General features: G+C 36.0%; 14 protein-coding genes and 1 pseudogene. 12 read left to right on the top strand and 3 right to left on the bottom strand.

The window, feature by feature from the left end:
• Nucleotides 1-186: 186 nt before the first annotated feature.
• On the top strand, nucleotides 187-1,440 hold the full coding sequence (locus H3T47_RS00760) for a glycoside hydrolase family 16 protein (protein WP_199282218.1): 1,254 nt from the start codon (nucleotides 187-189) through the stop codon (nucleotides 1,438-1,440).
• 117 nt (nucleotides 1,441-1,557) lie between these two features.
• Here H3T47_RS00760 and H3T47_RS00755 read toward each other — a convergent pair whose 3' ends face one another.
• Nucleotides 1,558-2,271, bottom strand: coding sequence for a MurR/RpiR family transcriptional regulator (locus H3T47_RS00755; RefSeq protein WP_046326633.1), 714 nt, complete (start codon nucleotides 2,269-2,271; stop codon nucleotides 1,558-1,560).
• Nucleotides 2,272-2,411: 140 nt separating this feature from the next.
• Between H3T47_RS00755 and H3T47_RS00750 the strand changes: the two genes are divergently transcribed.
• The 3 genes from H3T47_RS00750 to H3T47_RS00740 are packed head-to-tail and all read left to right on the top strand — an operon-like array spanning nucleotide 2,412 to nucleotide 6,197.
• Entirely contained in the window at nucleotides 2,412-3,197 is a 786-nt protein-coding gene (locus tag H3T47_RS00750) for a carbohydrate deacetylase (protein WP_199282217.1), read from the top strand.
• Between the two features lie 27 nt (nucleotides 3,198-3,224).
• Entirely contained in the window at nucleotides 3,225-4,853 is a 1,629-nt protein-coding gene (locus H3T47_RS00745; RefSeq protein ID WP_109917943.1) for a PTS transporter subunit EIIC, read from the top strand.
• Nucleotides 4,854-4,871: 18 nt separating this feature from the next.
• Nucleotides 4,872-6,197 carry a maltose-6'-phosphate glucosidase gene (locus H3T47_RS00740; RefSeq protein WP_038520944.1) on the top strand — a complete coding sequence of 442 codons (1,326 nt, stop codon included), beginning with the start codon at nucleotides 4,872-4,874 and terminating at the stop codon, nucleotides 6,195-6,197.
• Nucleotides 6,198-6,359: 162 nt separating this feature from the next.
• Here the strand turns inward: H3T47_RS00740 and H3T47_RS00735 are convergent, their stop codons facing one another.
• Nucleotides 6,360-7,571, bottom strand: coding sequence for a L,D-transpeptidase (locus H3T47_RS00735; protein ID WP_046326636.1), 1,212 nt, complete (start codon nucleotides 7,569-7,571; stop codon nucleotides 6,360-6,362).
• A gap of 114 nt (nucleotides 7,572-7,685) precedes the next feature.
• Here H3T47_RS00735 and H3T47_RS00730 point away from each other — a divergent pair, with 114 nt between their 5' ends.
• From H3T47_RS00730 to H3T47_RS00710, 5 genes are all read left to right on the top strand, one after another.
• On the top strand, nucleotides 7,686-8,483 hold the full coding sequence (locus H3T47_RS00730; RefSeq protein WP_187159336.1) for a DUF4931 domain-containing protein: 798 nt from the start codon (nucleotides 7,686-7,688) through the stop codon (nucleotides 8,481-8,483).
• 124 nt (nucleotides 8,484-8,607) lie between these two features.
• Nucleotides 8,608-9,222 carry an ECF transporter S component gene (locus tag H3T47_RS00725; RefSeq protein ID WP_199282216.1) on the top strand — a complete coding sequence of 205 codons (615 nt, stop codon included), beginning with the start codon at nucleotides 8,608-8,610 and terminating at the stop codon, nucleotides 9,220-9,222.
• 176 nt (nucleotides 9,223-9,398) lie between these two features.
• Nucleotides 9,399-10,148, top strand: a complete 750-nt coding sequence (locus H3T47_RS00720) for an ABC transporter ATP-binding protein (RefSeq protein WP_199282215.1) — start codon at nucleotides 9,399-9,401, stop codon at nucleotides 10,146-10,148.
• Between the two features lie 11 nt (nucleotides 10,149-10,159).
• Nucleotides 10,160-11,965 (top strand): FtsX-like permease family protein, encoded by a 1,806-nt coding sequence (locus H3T47_RS00715; protein WP_199282214.1) that lies wholly within the window; start codon nucleotides 10,160-10,162, stop codon nucleotides 11,963-11,965.
• A gap of 54 nt (nucleotides 11,966-12,019) precedes the next feature.
• On the top strand, nucleotides 12,020-13,834 hold the full coding sequence (locus H3T47_RS00710; RefSeq protein ID WP_199282213.1) for an FtsX-like permease family protein: 1,815 nt from the start codon (nucleotides 12,020-12,022) through the stop codon (nucleotides 13,832-13,834).
• A 42-nt stretch (nucleotides 13,835-13,876) separates the two neighbouring features.
• Here H3T47_RS00710 and H3T47_RS09385 read toward each other — a convergent pair.
• A pseudogene (locus H3T47_RS09385) lies at nucleotides 13,877-14,042 on the bottom strand (IS3 family transposase); the annotation flags it as partial.
• Nucleotides 14,043-14,749: 707 nt separating this feature from the next.
• Here H3T47_RS09385 and H3T47_RS00700 point away from each other — a divergent pair.
• The 3 genes from H3T47_RS00700 to H3T47_RS00690 all read left to right on the top strand — a co-directional run bounded on the left by H3T47_RS00700 (nucleotide 14,750) and on the right by H3T47_RS00690 (nucleotide 19,253).
• Entirely contained in the window at nucleotides 14,750-16,342 is a 1,593-nt protein-coding gene (locus H3T47_RS00700; protein WP_038520963.1) for an ABC transporter ATP-binding protein, read from the top strand.
• A 149-nt stretch (nucleotides 16,343-16,491) separates the two neighbouring features.
• Nucleotides 16,492-17,340 (top strand): helix-turn-helix domain-containing protein, encoded by an 849-nt coding sequence (locus tag H3T47_RS00695; RefSeq protein ID WP_038520966.1) that lies wholly within the window; start codon nucleotides 16,492-16,494, stop codon nucleotides 17,338-17,340.
• Between the two features lie 410 nt (nucleotides 17,341-17,750).
• Nucleotides 17,751-19,253 carry a hypothetical protein gene (locus H3T47_RS00690; protein WP_199282212.1) on the top strand — a complete coding sequence of 501 codons (1,503 nt, stop codon included), beginning with the start codon at nucleotides 17,751-17,753 and terminating at the stop codon, nucleotides 19,251-19,253.
• Nucleotides 19,254-19,268: the final 15 nt, after the last annotated feature.

Genomic DNA, 19,268 nt, shown 5'->3' with positions numbered 1-19,268 from the left:
GGTAAGTCAATGCTTTAAAGGCATGATTTACCAGCTTTTTTAATGCTATTACTAACTTCAAGCTTTAAAAAAATAATACTAAATTTGAGTGCTTTTAGTTGTGACTGAAAATAAAAAATGCTATATTCTAGCGTGAAAGAGCTTACAAATAAGTAATGATATTTTATATGGAAGGAGTTGTAAGTAATGAAAAAACGATGGTCTAGATTGTTAACAATCGGAGCAGGCGTGTTGCTCGGCTTGGGGAGTGCACAGGCAGTCAAGGCTGCTGATGAAGCACCAGCTAAACCGGGATATACACTTGATTTTGATGATGAATTTAACGGTCCAACTTTAGATAAGTCAAAGTGGACTGATTATTATTTACCTCATTGGACTGCTGATCCAGAAACTGCGAAGGCAAACTATCGCTTTGAAGATGGCAAGTTGATAGAATATATTGCTAAAGATCAGAAACCTTGGTCACCAACTTTGGATGGTACGGTCAAATCAAGTGCGATTATGTCATTTAATAAGAATTGGATTCATAATTTCAGTGGTAATAATCAGATCTTAAGCAACCAAAAAGAGTGGCAGGGTTATGTCACAAAATATGGTTACTTTGAAATTCGTGCCAAACTTTCCGATGTTGGTGGCGGTGGTCACCAAGCTTGGTGGATGGTTGGTATGCAAGATGATACTAATGACTGGTTTAATTCCAAGCAAACAGCCGAAATTGATGTTTTGGAAACTTTCTTTAGAAGACAAAACACTTGGCGAATTGCGGCTTTTGGTTGGAACGATCCGTTCTTTGAAAACCAATGGGAACTATTTGAAGATCCTGTTCCAGAAGGAAACCCAACAAAGGAATACCACACCTATGGTCTTGATTGGGAACCGGGGTCATTAAAGTTCTACTATGATGGCAAATTGTATAAGCAAATTAATCAGGCACCAGATTACCCAATGGGTACGATCTTGAATATTTATACTGATGCCGGTTCTGGTAAGGGGAATGATATCTTCCCTAAATCATGGTCAATCGACTACTTCAGAGTTTACAAGAAGAACGGCGGCTATGATCTGCCAAAGACAACACTGCAAAATTCTGCCAGCAAGAAGTATGTCACTTTAGATCCTAATTCTGCTGCAGTGCAGGTTACCTCTGAGCCAACAGAATATTCGACTTGGCAATTAGTGCCAAAGGGCCGATACTTCTTAATTCAAAATGTTGCTACCAAAGAATTACTCCATATTGAAGATATGAAGGACTATGTAGAACATGGCAAGGTACCAGCTACTCATTGGAGCGCGCAATGGCAAAAGATTACTAAGGATAACCAAATTTATTTTGTCAATCGCTGGCAGCCAAATAAGACACTTGCGGTTGATTCAACGAGTAGTAGTTTGCAAAATAAAGATTTTACCAGTCCAACTGCAGACAATCTCTGGAACAATTAGTTCAAAACTAAAGAAAATTTAGCTAAAGTCATAAAAATAATAGTCAAGGTTAAAAGAAAAATAATTATATAAGTAAAAATTCCTAACAGATTTGTTGTTAGGAATTTTTTTATTTTGTTATAAATACTGGTTAACAATATTTTCAATTAAGTTAATAGTATTGCCGTAAAAATAGTTGAGGTTGGTATTTTCAGGATCAGGCACGCCGCTGCCACTGTCTACGACAAAGGCAAGGTCGCCAATGTTGGCATAAGTGCTGTGCGGTGTAGCAGTGATGGTAATGATATTGCCTCCATCTTTTTTACAACCTGCAATTTTGATTAAACCATTTTTATTTTCTCCTGATTGCGAGAATGTAATCAAAGTGTGGGGCAATTGGTCTGACGCAATTGAAATTTCAACGCCATCAAGATCGACACCATAAATTCTTTTGAGTAAGAGCTTGCGGTAAGTGTAATTAACCAGAATTTTGCAAAAGCCCTCACCAAATAAATAGGTTCTTTTTTCCAGCTTGATTTTCTGAAAAAAGTCGGCAACTACTTCATTACCTACATTACAGTGGACATACGGCAGGTTGCCATAAGTTTTTAACGGCTGATTTTTATAACGAGAAGAAAGAAAAAAGATAAATTCTTTAAAATTGGCAAAACCTGCCCGCTTGACCAATCTGCTGATTGAAGCAGTAGAAAGATAGTTTTTCTTAGCTATAAAGCGAATATCTAAATTGTCGTTTGCGGTAATTGAGTCAATAATTGATTCAATCACTTTAATATCTTGGGGACGCAAATGATTATTAGGGAATAACCGGTCAATTTGGAAGATTTTGGTCATTTATTATATCACCCTGAAAATATTTTCCTTTTTTGAAAATCACGTCATAATTCGAGTGATTTATTGTTATTACACTTTCATTATACTATATTAACTTTGTTGAAAGAAAGCGTTTTAAATAATTTGAAAGGCGTGTGTGCATGAAGCAAGTTGTTATTAATGCCGATGATTTTGGCTATTCACTGGCTGTAAATCGAGGAGTTATTAAAGCGTATAAAGATGGGATGGTTTCTTCTACAACACTTATGGCGAACATGCCAGGTTGTTTAGAGGCAATCAAGTTAGCAAGTGAAAACAAAGACTTAGGAGTTGGTTGTCACCTCAACATCACAACTGGTAAACCCATGACGGACGCTAAGTCACTAGTTGATGAAAACGGCGAATTTTATCATTTGGCCGGCTATAAAGAGCATCGCAGTGAAATGGATCCGGGGGAAATTTACCGTGAGTGGTGCGCGCAAGTCGATTTCTTATTAAGTAAAGGAGTGGAGCTGACTCATTTAGATAGTCATCACCATGTTCATTCTTTTCCTGAGAACTTAGCTCTTACTCAGCGTATTTCTGATAAGTATCAGTTACCGGTTAGAAATTGCTACGGTATCGAAGATCAAGTTAAGTTGTCATATCAAAGAGGAATTGCTGGTTTTGATGATCTGATGAATTACCCGCATATTCGCAGTTTGGATAAATCTTATCATGCGGATCAAGAGCAATGTTTAATAGAAATACAAGCTGTTCTTGATCGCCTGCAAGACAATCAAATAACTGAGTTTATGGTTCATCCCGCATTTGTGGATGAAACTCTTTACTTTGGTTCTTCATTTAATATACCCCGAATTAAAGAAGTGACAATTCTTTGCGATTCGGCTTTTAAACAGAAGCTGCAAGAAAATCAGGTAGAAGTGATTCCATATCCTAATTTTTAAATAAAAAAGTGTAAAGGAGGCAAAATTATGAAGGGTAAGTTTATGAAGTCCGCGAATGTATTTTCGCGGGCAATAATTCAACCCGTTATGTTTATGGCGGTAACTGGTATTATCTTATCAGTTTGTGCCATTTTGAAGTTGGACTTAATGCCGACCGTTTTGAAAGATACCGGTAATTTTATTTACAATATTCTCTCAAGCGGTATGATCGGACAATTAAGTTGTATTTTCTGTGTAGGTATCGCTGCAGCTTTAGCTAAGCCTAAATATAAAACTGATGCTGCTATTTTAGGTATCGTTACTTATTTAATCTTTTTGTTCGCCAACAACTCTTGGCTGCAATTGACTCACCGTTTGGCTAAGCCAAATTCTCAGGGACTATATGGTACTGGACAAAACATGGTTTTCGGTATCCAAGTCACTGATATGGGAGTTTTCCTCGGGATTATTTTAGGAATCCTAGTAGGCTGGATGGTAAATAAATGGGGTAATATTAAGCTCCATAAGTATTTATCACCTTATGCAGGAACAAAATCTGTTTACATTATTTTAGTATTTGTAACAATTCTGTTCGCAATTGCGATTACTTATGTTTGGCCAGCAGTTAACTGGGTCATTGAAAACATTGTTAAGGTAATGTCAACTACGGGATCCATTGGGTTCTTCCTCTATGGACTTTTGAACCGTTTGCTTTTACCTGTTGGATTGCACCACTTCTTATGGATGCCTTTGTTTTACACTCCACTTGGTGGTACTGCCAGAATTGCCGGCAAACTATACACTGGTGCGTTTAACATTTGGCTAGCTGAATTAGGTAACCCAAGTCATATTACTGCAATGCACCAATCTATTGGTTATCTGTCTAACTTTGGTTCAATTTCATTACCTATCGGTATTGCTTTTGCTTTCTGGAAGATGGCAGAGCCGAAGAATAGGCAAAAAGTTGCGGCTATTCTAATCCCAACTGTTACTACAGCCTTTTTAGCAGGTGTTACCGAACCTTTGGAATTTATGTTCCTGTTCTTGTCACCATTACTATGGCTGGCTCACTCAGTTGTTTACGGAATTAGTCTATTTTTGACAAATATAGTTGGTATTGATATTCAGTTTGATACCGGTATTAATATGATTATTAACAGTTTTGCCTTTCCGGCAAGGCTGGGGCACCAGTATCTCATACCAATAATGTTTGTCGTCACCGGTTTACTTGAATACTTTGTCTTCGTCTTTATGATTAAGCGTTTCAACATTCCAACTATTGGACGTGCTAATGCTGACGAATCACTACTTAATGGTGCAGAAAGTGAAGATGAATCTGTTCAAGAGGCAGAAGAAGAACTTGCTCAAAGTGACAGTGATGCAGAATCTGCAGACACTGCAAAATTTGATAATCAAACTAAAAATATTGTAACTGGTCTAGGTGGTCCAGAAAACATCGATGAAATGGTTAATTGTTATACTCGGCTTCGTGTTGATGTTAAAGATACAAGCAAATTGGATATGGATCTATTGAAGCAAAAGACCGGTACTAAAGGCGTCATGCAAGATGGTCATAATATTCAGATTGTATTCGGAGTCGATGTCGAGAGTATTCATGATAAAGTCGATGAATATCTTGATTATCTGAAAAAACACCCATCCCAAAGCGGAAAGTAACATAGGAGGCTTATTGAAATGGCAAATAAATTTGTAATCATTGGTGGCGGATCAACTCAATCACCAAGTATCTTGGAAGTTTTACGTCAACGCTCTGCTGACTTGGATATGAACCAACTGGTTCTATATGATACTGATGAAGAAAGAGTATCTCTTTTAGGGCAATACACCAAAATGTATTACAAAGAGACAGGTTCACCGGTTCATGTTTCTTATACAACCAATCTAGAAGAAGCTCTGCAAGATGCCGACTTTCTCTTTATGCAAATTCGTCCAGGTCTAAATAAACAACGGGCAATAGACGAAAAAATTTGTATTCGTAATGGCGTTATTGGACAAGAAACTTGTGGACTTGGCGGTTTTTCCTTCGCGATGAGGGTAATCCCAGATATTATTGCTATCATCAAGAAGGTTAAGCAAATTTGTCCAAATGCGTGGATTTTAAATTACACTAACCCTGAAGCGATTTTATCAGAAGCAATTTACCGCGAATTTCCAGAAGCAAAAGTTATTTGTATCTGTGATATGCCAATTTCAATTGAGGGCGCAATTGCACAATACTTCCACAAAGATTTAAAAGATATTACCTTTAAATACTTTGGCATGAACCACTTTGGTTGGTGGACGTCAATGATTGATGAGAATGGTAAAGACTTGTTGCCACAACTGCGTGAAGATGTGCAATCCGGTAAGATTGACACCCTTGCACAATGGAATGACGAAACTCTTGATGACCAATATTGGATTGATACGTACAAGCGTATGATTACCATCTTCAAGCGTTTCCCTGAATATTTCCCTAACTGCTACCTGCAATATTACCTGATGCCTGATGTAATGATGGCTGAATCAGATGTTAACTTCACACGTGGTGACTGGGTAATGCAGGGACGTGAAAAGAGAATCTTCACAGAATGTCGTCGGGTTTTAAAAGCCGGCACAGCTAAAGGTTCTTCCCTTAACTCCGGTGTTCACGGCAACTATATCGTGGATATTGCCAACGCAATTATCCATAACACCCGCGAGCGTTTCACTGTTAACCAAAAGAACAATGGCGCAATATCTAATTTTGATACTGATGCTGTTGTAGAAGTGCCGGCATACATTGGCAGTATGGGTGCAGAAACCATTAGTATTGGTAAGATTCCAACTTTCCATAAAGGACTGATGGAACTGCAAAAGGCTTATGAGAAACGGACAGTAGACGCCGCTCTGTCTGGTTCATATCAAGTCGCTTTAGAAGCAGTTGTTCTTAATAAGACTATTCCAGATTATCATGTTGGTAAAAAGGTTTTGGATGAGTTATATGAGGCCAATAAAGAATACTGGCCAGAATTGCACTAATGTGTTTGAAATAAAAATCTAATTATTAAAAAGATTAGCTTTAACTGTAGTTATTGCTAGTCTTTTTTATGTGAGTAATAATTTTGGGAAACAAAGAAAAAGACTAGCTTTGAACTGAAAGCTAGTCTTGCAACGTAATATTTTGACTTTTTTGTCTAAAATTTAGTCGTAAATAATAACTGGCTGGTGCTTACTTACATTGCGCCAGACTTGTTTGATTTCTCTAGGCTTAATATTAATGCAGCCATGTGAACCGCCTCTTAAATAAGCTTTTTTACTCCAATCACCGCGCCAACCGGCATCGTGAAAACCACAGCCAGTTAAAGTAAATGGCATCCAGTATCTGACTGGTGAAGCATATTTAGAGCCGTCATTATTGCGCCCGCGTAAAACTGCATGACCTTGTTTATAGTGAATATACCAGACTCCTTGAGGGGTGCGGTTATTTTTATTACCGTCTTTTGTTCCAGTAACTACGTCATTAAGGTGAACGACCACCTTGCCTTTACGCACAATCCACATTTCCTGCTTTTTGATTGAAACTACAATATAGTCATTGCCTATGCCATGATTGCTTTTGCCGTAGCCTAAACCATAAGTGCTGTAGCCAAGACCATAAATATAGTTCTTGCCATCCAGATTTTTAGTTCCGCTTAAAAATGCTTGTTCTACGGCTGTTTGGGCTCTTTTGACATGTACGCCCCAACCATAGCTTTGATTTTTAACAGTAATTTTCTTTCCTGCTGTTTTATTGCCTTTTGGCACCGCAAATTTGTAACTCTGGTGAATTGTTGACACTTCTTGGTCAATTTTATTCAGTTCCGCCGTTAAATTTTCGGAATTAAGAAAACTGTACTTGCCTTTTTTATAAATTGCTTGATTAATTAACTTTTGTGCTTTGAGCTGATAATCTTTGCCGGCAACATGATAATTAACTACAGCATGACTGACTGCATGCATCTTTTTGTTTGCAGCATCCAAATCAGTATTGCGGTATTCATAAACTTGTTTGTCAGGCATGGTTGTATGTTGCTTTTTAAAATAATTTGCAACTTCCTGCTTTTTGATAGTGTCAATATTGGGATCGCGTTCAATCGCAACTTTGCCGTTTTCCAAAGAAACGATATTATTCGCTTTCCGATTAATCTTGGCAGTTGCTTTAGTAATTGTTAAGTTTCCAACTTCGACGCCATAAATATTAACATTAGGGTTAAAATGATTTGTAGCGAATGCTTTGGCCTGCTTTTGCGATTCAACATGATTATTATATAGAACCACGCCAAAGACAACTGCTAGAATTAAGATTATTCCAATAATAATCAGAAACAAGTTATTGCGGTTATTATATTTTTTTAAGTTTCTTTTTGATTGCATAGTCCTACCACCGTCAAACGTAATTTCAAAAAATAATTGCGGTTACAGTTTACCATCTATTGCGGCTCTAGTAAAATGCAAGCTTTAAGAAAAATTTTTAGGAGGGATTGCCAAATGGAAAACGACCCATTAGTATTTGATGTTAACATAGCTAAAGATAAACCTAATTCTTACCGTAAAGTTAAAAATAATTCCGGCTGTCCCTTTTGCGACCCCGCAGGGCTCACTCATATTTTTAGGCGTGAGGGTGGCATGATTTGGCTGCTTAACAAGTATTCCACACTCCATGACACTTTCCAAACGGTTCTAATTGAATCTAGCAAACATCAAGGTGACATCACTTCTTATTCAGTGGACTATAATCGCGCTTTAATGCGTTTTTCGCTATCCTGCTTTAACCAAGTGAACAATTCTGGCAAATTTAGGTCTGTCTTATGGTACAAAAATTATGGTCCGCATTCTGGTGGTTCATTAGAACATCCCCACATGCAGATAGTAGGATTAAAAAAGCTGGACGGCTACCAATTCATTGGACCCAGTGCTTTTGCCGGCATCACTTTATATCAACATAATGGTTTAGAAGTTAACGTTTGTACTCATCCCGTTCAAGGCTACATCGAACTCGATTTTAACCTGCTTGAAGAAAGCAGCATCGATGAGTGGTCTGACTGGATTCAGAGTGGGGCAAAATACATGCTGCAAGTTTTGTCAAATGGCAGGTGCGATTCTTATAATCTGTTTTTCTATCCGCGCAGCGATCGGGGCATTTGTGCGAAACTAATTTCGCGTTTTATTGTGTCACCGTATTTTGTCGGTTATAAATTATCGCAAGTAGACAATAGAGAAAAGTTAATTATAGAAGCAAATAAGTTCAAAAACTTTTTTGCCTCCGGCTCGATTGTTCAAGCGTAATTAGCAGCAGACACTAATTAAAAGCATTTAAGTATTTTTAAAATTCACTAATAGCGACGCTAATATTTGCGGCAAATAACTGTAAGCAATATAATAGCAAGGTGTTTTTTTAAGGAGGACTTAGATGCGTAGAAAAGAAACTAAGAACCTGGCTATTACAGCCATATTTGTCGCAATCTTTTTATTGCAAACTTTCATCCCTAATATCGGTTATATTCGAATATTACCGACACTTCCTGCTATCACAACTGTTCCCTTGACTGTTGCTATCTATTCTTTAATTATGGGACCAATAGCCGGGACTTTCTTTGGTATTTTCTGGGGTATTGCCCGTTTGGTACAGGCTTATACCCAACCGGGAGATATTGTGAGTTTAATGCTCTTTCAGAATTTTGTTATCGCCGTGATTCCAAGTGTCTTAGCGGGACTATTCCCCGGACTAATTGGCAAATTAACCGTTAAAAAGAAAAACCGTTTTAAAGAAGTAAGTTATACCGCCGCTGGTGCTATTACTTCTTTGACCAACACCATTTTTGTAATTTTGCTAACCAGCCTTATTTTTATGGGTAATCCCGCTCAACTAGTAGGGCACTTAGGCAATTTTAGCCACGGCACGCCCTTAATTAAAGCTTTAATAATTGCTTTAGGCATGAATGGTCTGGTTGAAGCGGTGTTTACTGCGGTGGTGACACCGATTATTGTTACCCCGCTCAATAAGGTTTTAGCTCGACTAGGATAAACCCAGCAAATTTTTAAACAAAATTTAATATTTCTTGTTTACCAGTAGCATCAAGGAAAGAAGCTGCTATAAGTCTTTCAATTTTTGAAAGGCTTATTTTTTTGTTGACAATGTTGAGTAGTTAAATTAGTGTATTAGATAAATAGTACACAAGTATTACAAAGAGGATTATACAAATGACTGAAATTTTACGAGTAGATCAAGTCACTAAGACATACGGCAAGCGGGGCGAAAAGCAGTATCAGGCTCTCAAAGGAATTAATTTTGCGGTCAATTCAGGCGAATTTGTAGCGATTATGGGTGCTTCTGGTTCTGGTAAAACAACGTTGCTCAATATCTTGTCGACTTTAGATAAACCAACAACGGGTAATGTTTTTATTAATCACGAAGATAACAGCACGTTAAATGCTAATCAGCTGGCTGATTTTAGGAGTCAGCAAATTGGCTTTATTTTTCAAGATTTCAATCTCTTGGAAAATTTAACTAATCGCGAAAACATTGCTTTACCTTTAAGCTTACAGGGTATTTCTCCCAGAAAAATTGATCCGCTGGTTGACAAAATTGCGACTAGGTTAGGGATTAGAGAAATATTGGCTAAATATCCTGCTGAAGTATCTGGTGGGCAAAAGCAGAGAGTGGCAGCTGCTAGGGCGTTGGTGCATGAACCGGCAATTTTGCTTGCGGACGAGCCAACTGGCGCCTTGGATTCAAAGAGCGCCCGCGAGCTGCTTTATACTATGGCTGATTTAAACCAAAATGATGGTATTACTACTCTGATGGTTACGCACGATCCGTTTGCTGCCAGCTTTGCCAGTCGCATTTTATTTATTAAAGACGGCCAAATTGGTGAACAAATGTTGAAAAATGGGCAGTCGAGGCAGGAATTTTATCATCTATTAATTGATCACTTAGATACTGATGAATAAGGAGAACAAAAATGATTTGGAAGTTGTCCTTAACAGGAATCAAGAGTCGCTTTAAAGATTACGCGGTTTTGTTTTCCGGCTTGGTTGTTGCCAGCATGATTTTTTACATGTTCCTCACAATCACCATTAATCCTACTTTTATCAAAAATGATGTTGCAGCACCAAGTAACTATGTTCGCTTTACCTTTGGTTTTGGTATTGTCTTGTTGGTCATCATCACTGCGGTTTACCTGGTTTATGCCAACTCTTTTTTACTGAGCATGCGCAAACATGATTACGGCATGTACATGATGCTCGGAGCTAAGAGTACTAAAATCGGGGCACTAATTTTTCTGGAAACTTTGATAACCGGTATTTTGGCCACAATAGTTGGTATTATGCTGGGCGTTGGTCTGACCGCTATTGTATCGCAGCTGCTGATATCTCGTTTAGGCTTGACGGTGAAGCATTTTGCCGTTATTTTACCCAATGCTATTATCTGGACGATTATCTTCTTCATTTTCATCTTCTTATTTGGTGCTTTGAAAAATGTCCGTAAATTAACCAAGACGCCGATAATTGAATTATTGCGTGATAACCAAAAGCCGGTCGCCTACAAACGCCAGCCGGTCTTGCACTGGATTCAAGGAATACTGGGTCTGTTACTTTTAGCTGCAGGCTACTTTATTCTGGGTCTTCCTGGCGGTGCTATCTTATTTATTATTCCAGCAGCGCTAGTGACCATAGTTGCCGGTTCATACTTCACATTTAATGCTTTTTTCAGTGCCTTAATTGGGTTCTTGCTTAACCGCAGAAGCTTTTCTTATCATGGCATCCGGGTATTTACTTTAGGCCAGTTGAAGTTTCGGCTGCATGATTATACCCGAATTTTAACCGTGGTTTCACTGCTTTTTGCCTTGGCACTTGGTGCTATTACTGTGGGACTTAATTTTGGCACCCTCAGTGAGCAGCTTGAAGGCAATTTTTATTATGACACCACTATTATCAGTGACTCTCCCAAAGTTGAGCAGGCTAAAAATAAGCTAACTATTACCCGTAAGCAAACTTATCATTATAAGGAACAGGGCAAGTATTTATACTTTAACCGCAGTGAATTTAATAATAATCCAGTTAAAAACGTCAAGTTTTACATGAAAAATGGTCAGCCCGCCTACAAGACGATCAACTTGCCTACTGAAAAATTAGATGTGCCAGCAACGTATGCTAACAATGCTTTTGGCGCTATGGTTCCTAATGGTATCGCTAAAATTATTCGCTTGGTTTCACCTGAAAAGTGGGCACAGAAAAAAGGGCAGAATAAATTTGTCAGTTTCGTAAATGTGAAAAATTTCGATCAAGATTACCCCACCATCTTAAAATTACAAAAACAGCAGTTAAAAGAAAATTCTGCTTATGAGTATATATATACTTCGAGCAAGGCTGGCAGTTACCAGTTAATCAAGAATTTCAGCAGCGGGTTTGAATTTATGGGCTTCTTTTTAGGTATTGCCTTTCTAACCATGCTGGCTTCAACCCTGATGTTCAAGGTGCTAAGTGGCGCAGCCAGTGACAAAGTGCGCTACCAAATGTTATTTGAAATTGGTACAAGGGTAAAGGTATTGCGTCAATCTATCAGAAATGAGATTGGAGTTCTGTTTCTTCTACCCGGTGTATTGGGCGTAATCGACGTGCTTTTCGGGTTAAGACTGTTTAAATTGCTTTTGCCGCACCCCTACCAGAATTTATGGATTCCGTTTACAATTTTTATCGTGCTTTATCTGATTTATTACTTATTAACGGTGAAATTATATGAAAAAATTGTGCTTGCACATGAATAAAATTGGGGCGGTAATTAATACAAGTTTGTTTTTAGTAAAAGAAAAGGAGCAGTAATGATTTGGAAGCTGTCCGTGACGGGTATTAAGAATAGGCTGAAAGACTATCTGGTATTATTTTCCGGCTTGATTGTAGCCAGCATGATTTTCTATATGTTCTTGTCAATTGCTACTAACCCTGTATTTATTAGTAAAGATGTCTATGGTAGAACAGCATACCTGACGTATATTTTTACCTTTGGCATTATTTTGTTAGTAATCATTACATCCGTCTACCTAATTTATGCCAATTCATTTTTGTTAAGTATGCGTAAACATGACTATGGCATGTATATGATGCTCGGGGCCAAAAGCACGCGGATTGGCTTACTAATTTTTTCTGAAACTCTGTTAACCGGCTTTTTAGCAGTTCTACTGGGAATAATACTGGGGCTCGGGTTGACCACAATAGTTACCAAGGTGCTGGTAGGTAAATTAGGGCTCGAAATTACGCACTATAAGGCAATATTACCCAGCGCAATAATAGGGACTTTGCTTTTCTTTGTTATTATTTTTCTCTTGGGTGCACTGAGCAATGTGCACAAACTTACACATACTCCGGTAATTGATCTTTTACACGAAGATCAAACTCCCATTAATCTTAATCATCATCCAGTTTTGCGGGGAATTGAAGCAATTTGCGGTGTGCTTTTGCTGGCTGTCGGTTACTATGTAATGACTTTGTCCACCAGATATATTTACTTTCTTATTCCCACCGCCTTAGTAACAATTATTGTTGGTTCTTTCTTCGTCTTTAATGGTGTCTTTACAGCTATAATTAATTATTTACTTAATAAAAAATCTTTTTCGTATCGTGGCATTAATGAATTTACTCTTGGGCAATTGAAATTTCGTTTGCAAAGCTATACCAAGATATTAACTATGATTTCAATTCTGTTTGCCTTGGCACTAGGTGCAATCACAGTGGGGCTTAATTTTGGCTCCATGAAGGATGAGACGCAAAAAAGCATTTATTATGATGCTACAATTGTTAGTCATACGCCAGCAGTTAAAAAAGCAGAAGCTAAGTTAACCATTACTAATAAGCAGACTTATCACTACAAAGAAAAGGGGATGCATCTTTACTTTAACCGCGCGGAATTTGAAAAACAGCCGCTGAAAGAAATAGAAATCTATTTTCATGACAATCAAGACAATTTACCTACATATAAAGTGAAAACACTGGTTACTGCCGAACTGGATCGACCGGAAACAGCTGCCAACAGCATTTTTAGTCAAATGGTGCCTAACGGCATTCCTAAGAAAATTAAGCTAGTTTCACCAAAAAGGTGGAGTACACTTAGTGGTCAGAAAAAATTCGTCAGTTATATTAATGTCAAAGACTTTGCCCATGATTTTCCAGTGATTAAACAAATTCAAAAACAGCAACTGAAGGAAAATCGCAATTACCAAGATATTTACCTTTCTTCCAAATCATATAACTATAATAATATGATTGGCTTTACCAGTGCTTTTGAATTTATGGGCTTTTTCTTAGGAATAGCATTTCTGACTATGCTCGCTTCGACGTTAATGTTTAAAGTTTTAAGTGGTGCCGCTAGTGACAAGGTACGCTACCAGATGCTACATGAAATTGGTGCCAGACAACGATTGTTACGTAGTTCAATTAGAAAGGAAATTGGTACTTTGTTCACCATGCCTGCAATTTTAGGCATAATAGATGTCCTTTGTGGCTTACAACTGTTTAAAACATTGCTGATATCTCCATACCATAATATCTGGATTCCATTCACAATATTTATTGTGCTTTATCTGGGTTATTACTTGTTAACAGTTACGTTATATCAAAAGATTGTCCTAACAACTGAATAATTTTAGGGTGAGTTCCCAAAGTTAGATTAGAATTTTTAATAATTATTTTGTTAAGGCTTGATGTCGATATTCAATCGGCGTCAAGCCTTTTAATCTGCTCTTGATTCTTTTATTAATGTAATCACTGATTGCCCTTCTCCAATTCGATTAAGTTTTGATGGCAATCCCCCGGACTATAAAGCATTTCTGCTTTTAAGAACTCAAAGAAGTTCTTTGTTGAGTCCGTGATCCAGTGATAAGTTTATCCCCGAAAGCATGTAACGAATGCAGGAGGGTAAGTAGCTGGGTTCTGGTTTGTGAAAGTTAAAGTGGGCAGCCTAGGCTTTCTTTTAAAAAAGCAAAAAAGCAATCCACTGGATTGCCTAGACGTCTAGTACGCCTCTTTTGCATGCAAAGATCGCACTTTATTTCTTCTACTGAAATTATAGCATAAGAACACATGAGAGAATAGTGAAGTACGCCTTTCGATCCTCCCCGAAAAAAGGTGATAGCATGGGAAGGATTGTACATTTATTTCTTCTGAAGTGTTTACTACTAACAAGTCTAACGCCTGCATTGCGCAAGCTAGGACAAGATTTTGATAAATTAGCCAATTTAATCGAAAAGATGCTTCGGTTATTTAAGTAGTAATCAGAAAGAAATGGACTTTTGTCCTACCTCTTTTTGATTACTGCTTTATTTTTTATGTACCTTTTAAAATTGCTAGTTACTTGGCTTTAGCTCTATTTCAATTAATATACTATGTTAAGCTACTTTGGTATAGGTGAAAGTCGATAGGAAATAAATTCTGCTAGCTTTTGGATTTGTCATATCCACCTTATTTGCGTCAAATATGACAGTTTTATTAATAAAAATAAAAAGGCAATTATATTATTTATATAAATAACGAAGGTTTTTTGAAAGGAAAAGAAAATCATGGTTTATAAATATTATTCGCATTTTAAGTTTTTTTGTTTAAATATTTTTGGATTAATTTCCAGTATGCAGAATATTGTTACAGCATACATTGTTGGTTCGTTAATTAATTTGGCAACAGCTAAAAATTTTGCAGCTATTCCAGTCTTTTTTGGTAAAAATATTTTGTTATTGATCTTAATTTTAGTCGCTACTTTAATTTTTGATTATCTTAAAGCAGACGCTGCTAAGCAGGTCAATACTAAGTTAAGGCTTAAAGTGATGAGGGGTATGCTCTCGGATGAGCAAGAAAATGCTTCTAATTTAGGTTTTTTAACTAATGATTTTAAACTTTTGGAAACAAATCGCTATGATGCTGAAATAGGAATTTTGATTTATTCATACACTGTCGTATTTGCTATGGCATTCGCTTTGTATCTAAATTGGCAGCTTACAATAATATTCTTTATTGGTTCGGTTATACCAACAATTGTTTCCACCTTTTTCCAAAAGCCTATTCAAAATGCTGCAGAGGCTTGGACAAATGCTAATGATAAATATGTTAATCAAACTAAAAATTTGTTATCTGGTACTGCTACCTTTAATTTATATGATAAGCAGGATAATGCAGTTAAACAAAATCAGTATAAAGTTAACCAATTAGAAGAAAAATTAGCCAAGATGAATGTGCTTAATACTAATACCAGTGCTTTTCTTAATGCAATTGCAATTATGGGTACTTATTTATTGCCGTTTGCAATTGGTATTGCATTAGTAATTAAAGGCCAAACTACTTTAGGTGCTCTTTTTGCAATAACGCAATTATCGAATTCATTTGTAAATCCAATTTTACAAATTCTGCAAGAACGAAATAATTTGTCTACTACAAAGCCAATTGTTCGAAAGATAAAGCAATATATACAAAAAGCAGATAATGTGGAGCGTGAACAAACCAATGATCCTACATTTAATGAACTACAAGTGCAAGACCTAGATTTAATGCGTCAGGATAAGGTATTAGCACAACATATTAATCTTGATATTAAGTCTGGCCAAAAAGTTGCGGTCATCGGACCCTCAGGATCAGGGAAATCTACGATGTTACAGTTTCTAATGTATGGTAAGTATGGTAAATCTAAAAAAATTATACTTGATCATAACGAAGTAGCGGCAGGATCGTTTACTAAGTTGTTTGCCTATTCCAGCCAGAGTGCAGTTATTTTTTCTGATACGCTTTGGTTTAATCTAACTCTAGGAGCCAATATAGCTAAAGAAAAAGTTCTTGAGGTATGTCAAGGACTACAGTTAGGACAATTAATTAAAGAAAAGGGATTTGATTATCAATTAGGTGACAATGCAGATCAACTATCTGGTGGCCAATTGTCCAGAATTGAGGTGGCACGGGCTATTTTAGCCAATCGACCAATTTTATTACTGGATGAAATTAATGCTTCACTTGATAAAACTTCATCAAAGGCAATTCACCAATATATTTTTGATTCAAACTTTACTTTTGTTGAAGTTATTCATCATTACGATCCAGAAGAACTGCAAAAGTATGATGTAGTTGTTGATTTTAATCAATACCAATTTAACGATAAGAGCCTGTCGTAGTCAGATAGATAATAACCCAATTTACCTCAGCATTATATAATTTTCATTTTTAATTTAATAATACTTTTATATTTTTTGATTATAATAGATTATAATAAAATTAAAGAATTTAATATTTGATAGTTAATCAAATAGTTGAGGAAATTTAAATGACAATTGGTGAATTACTAAAAGACTATCGCATTCAGCAAAAGAAAACACAAAGGCAATGGGTTAATGATGTGGTAAGCCCGTCATTTTATGCAAAAGTTGAAAAAAATTTAAGCAGCATTTCAGCAGATAATTTAATTGAACTATTAAACGTTAACAAAATTTCATTAACTGATTTTTTTGGTAAGTTAAACCACCAGGCGAAGACCGTACATGACGAGAACCTAGAGATTGATAGAATGGTTAATGAAGCGTATTATCAAAATTCTGTGCATGATCTGCAGCAAATACGAAATTTTGTTGCGGAAAGTGATTTTCCAAATAAAGAAGATAAATTAGATATAATTGATATCTTTATTGCAATAATTAACAAAAATCTTTCCAGTATTGATAGTGGCGTTATAGATAGATTGAAAGAAAGAACGTTTGATGTTTCTCATTTTAATTCTGATAGTTTAAGATTGTACTGCAACCTTATGAGTTTTTATGATTTAGATAGTAATTTATTGATTTCAAAAAGAGTAATACGTCAGTTTATTGGTTCAAGTAGCATAGATATTCAGAAGTTAGTTTTATCTATAATTATTAATATGATGATTTTGTGTATTCGTAACAAAAAATTCGAAGAAACAGCATTTTATGTTAGTAGTGAACAACAAATCAAAACAAAACCAGATATATTTTTCTATAAAACTATTGCTCCAGCTTTTGAAAATATAGTCAAATATCATTATGATCAAAATCCTAAGTATCTTAATAAAATACAAATAATAATTAAAAGTGTAAAAATTGCTGGCATGCCCAGTTATGGTAAAGAACTTGAAGAACTAATGATTGCTAATAAATAAAATTTTTAAATGTCATATTAAACCATTAAGAGTTAAATATGACATTTTTTATATGCTTATATAAAATCGTAATAAACTAGAAGTAAATAGAAAGGAGTAAGAAAATTGAAAATTTATTACATAAATTAATTCTTATTGTGCTCAATTTAGATTAATTAGAAACATGGGAAAAATGTTTTGTAAGTTAAGCGAAGATTTAAAAATTATGTCTAAAGTAGATGATCATATTTATGAAGCATTTGTAGATGGATTATTTATAAAGTTTAGACCGGAAAAAAATTATAAAGATAAGCAAGTTTTCTATAAAGGGAAATGCTTTAAAAACTAAGTATTAAAATATGCTAAAGAAAATAGATAGCTTATTAAAAAGTTGGTAGCGCTAACTATAATTAAGTTAAAAGGTGGTCTGCTTGAAGGAGCGAACAGAAAGTTTGGTGATCTTGATGCAAAAATTAAAAAATATGCGCGTTGGACTGATAGAACTTTGTGCGACACTCATTATTGGCGGTTTGATGATAATTGCTGGTATTATTTTAGGGTTGGATATAGCTTCTTTAATTATTAAGTTATTTAGCGGTTTAATAAAACCAAATGTGCCGAATTTTAACGTCATTAACAGTTTTCTGCGGATAAATTCAGGCATGCAAGTGGCTATGTTACTGGCGGTTCTAATAATTGTTGGCGGCATAGTAGTAACTTATAGGTTAACCAGAACTATTTTAAAAAGTGTAGCTGCAAAAGAAGTTGCACCTGCAATTTTTCAAAAACATTTAGGACTAAGAATAATTGAAATGGTTTTAGGGTTGATACTAATAGTAACCGGCTATTTTATACTAAATTTGCCTAGTCAAAATCTGTTTAATACTTTATTGGCAGCCTTTGTTACAATTGTGTCAGGTACTTATTTACTTTGCCACTCGTTATTAAGCTTGCTGCCTGCAACTTGGTTTAACAAAATTAAGTTAACTAAAGGAAAAACGCTGCTGGGACTTCATCATTATGCTGGCGTTTTTACTATCATTTCCTTACTTTTCGCCTTGACTATGGGCGCTCTGGCTTTAAGTCATGACTTTAATGCCTTTTCTCAAGATATTAAGAGGGGAACTTATTATGATGGCGTAATTGTCAGCAACACCGCCAATATTAAAAACGATGTGGCGCAACTAAAAATTAAAAAGCAACAAACTTATCATTATAAAGAAACAAAAGGGCACTTTTATTTTGTTCGTAATGAATTGGCAAATAATCCAATTAAGTATGTCAAAAGCACCGGTAGACGCAATTTTCAAGTCAAATCTATTAAGTTAGACCAATTGAATAAAAATTCTCTAGCAGATGACAGTTTTCGTGAACTCGTTCCCAATGGTTTTAAAAATAAAAAAATTGCACTTCGTTCAACTGCAGAATTAAATAAGATTAAAGGTAAAACTAAATATCTGACTGTGGTGCAGCTAAACAGTTTTGATAGAGACTGGCCGTTTTTACTAAAAATTGAGCATAAACAGGCTCAAAGTAATCTTGCTTATAGTCACCTCTATAGCAACTCTAAGGCGGCTACTTATCAGCTGATATTGGGGATGAGTAAAGAAATGAAGATCTTGGGCTACTCACTGGCATTTGTATTTGGTGCAAGCCTGATTGCGATCTTGATAATAGTAGTCAAAGCTGCTAAACGAGATCAGAAATTAGTAAATGAGAGGCTGACTAAAAGAACATGGCAGAGCAAAACCGGGCTTTTGTTCTTTATTCCCGCAATATTTGGGGTCTTTGATGTTTTGTTTGGCTTGAGATTTTTCAATCAGGTTTTGCCAACAGCATATTATGAAGTTTGGCTGCCAATAGTATTAATGTTACTGGCTTATTTTGCTATTTATCTGCTAACAGTAATGTGGCATCACAAAGTTGAGTTTTAAAAATTTAGACAATGA

This window comes from Lactobacillus sp. W8093, from assembly GCF_016100925.1.
Taxonomy (GTDB): Bacteria; Bacillota; Bacilli; order Lactobacillales; family Lactobacillaceae; genus Lactobacillus; species Lactobacillus helsingborgensis.
Note: the sequence above shows the minus strand (reverse complement) of the source record. Positions and strands in the feature narration are given on the sequence as shown.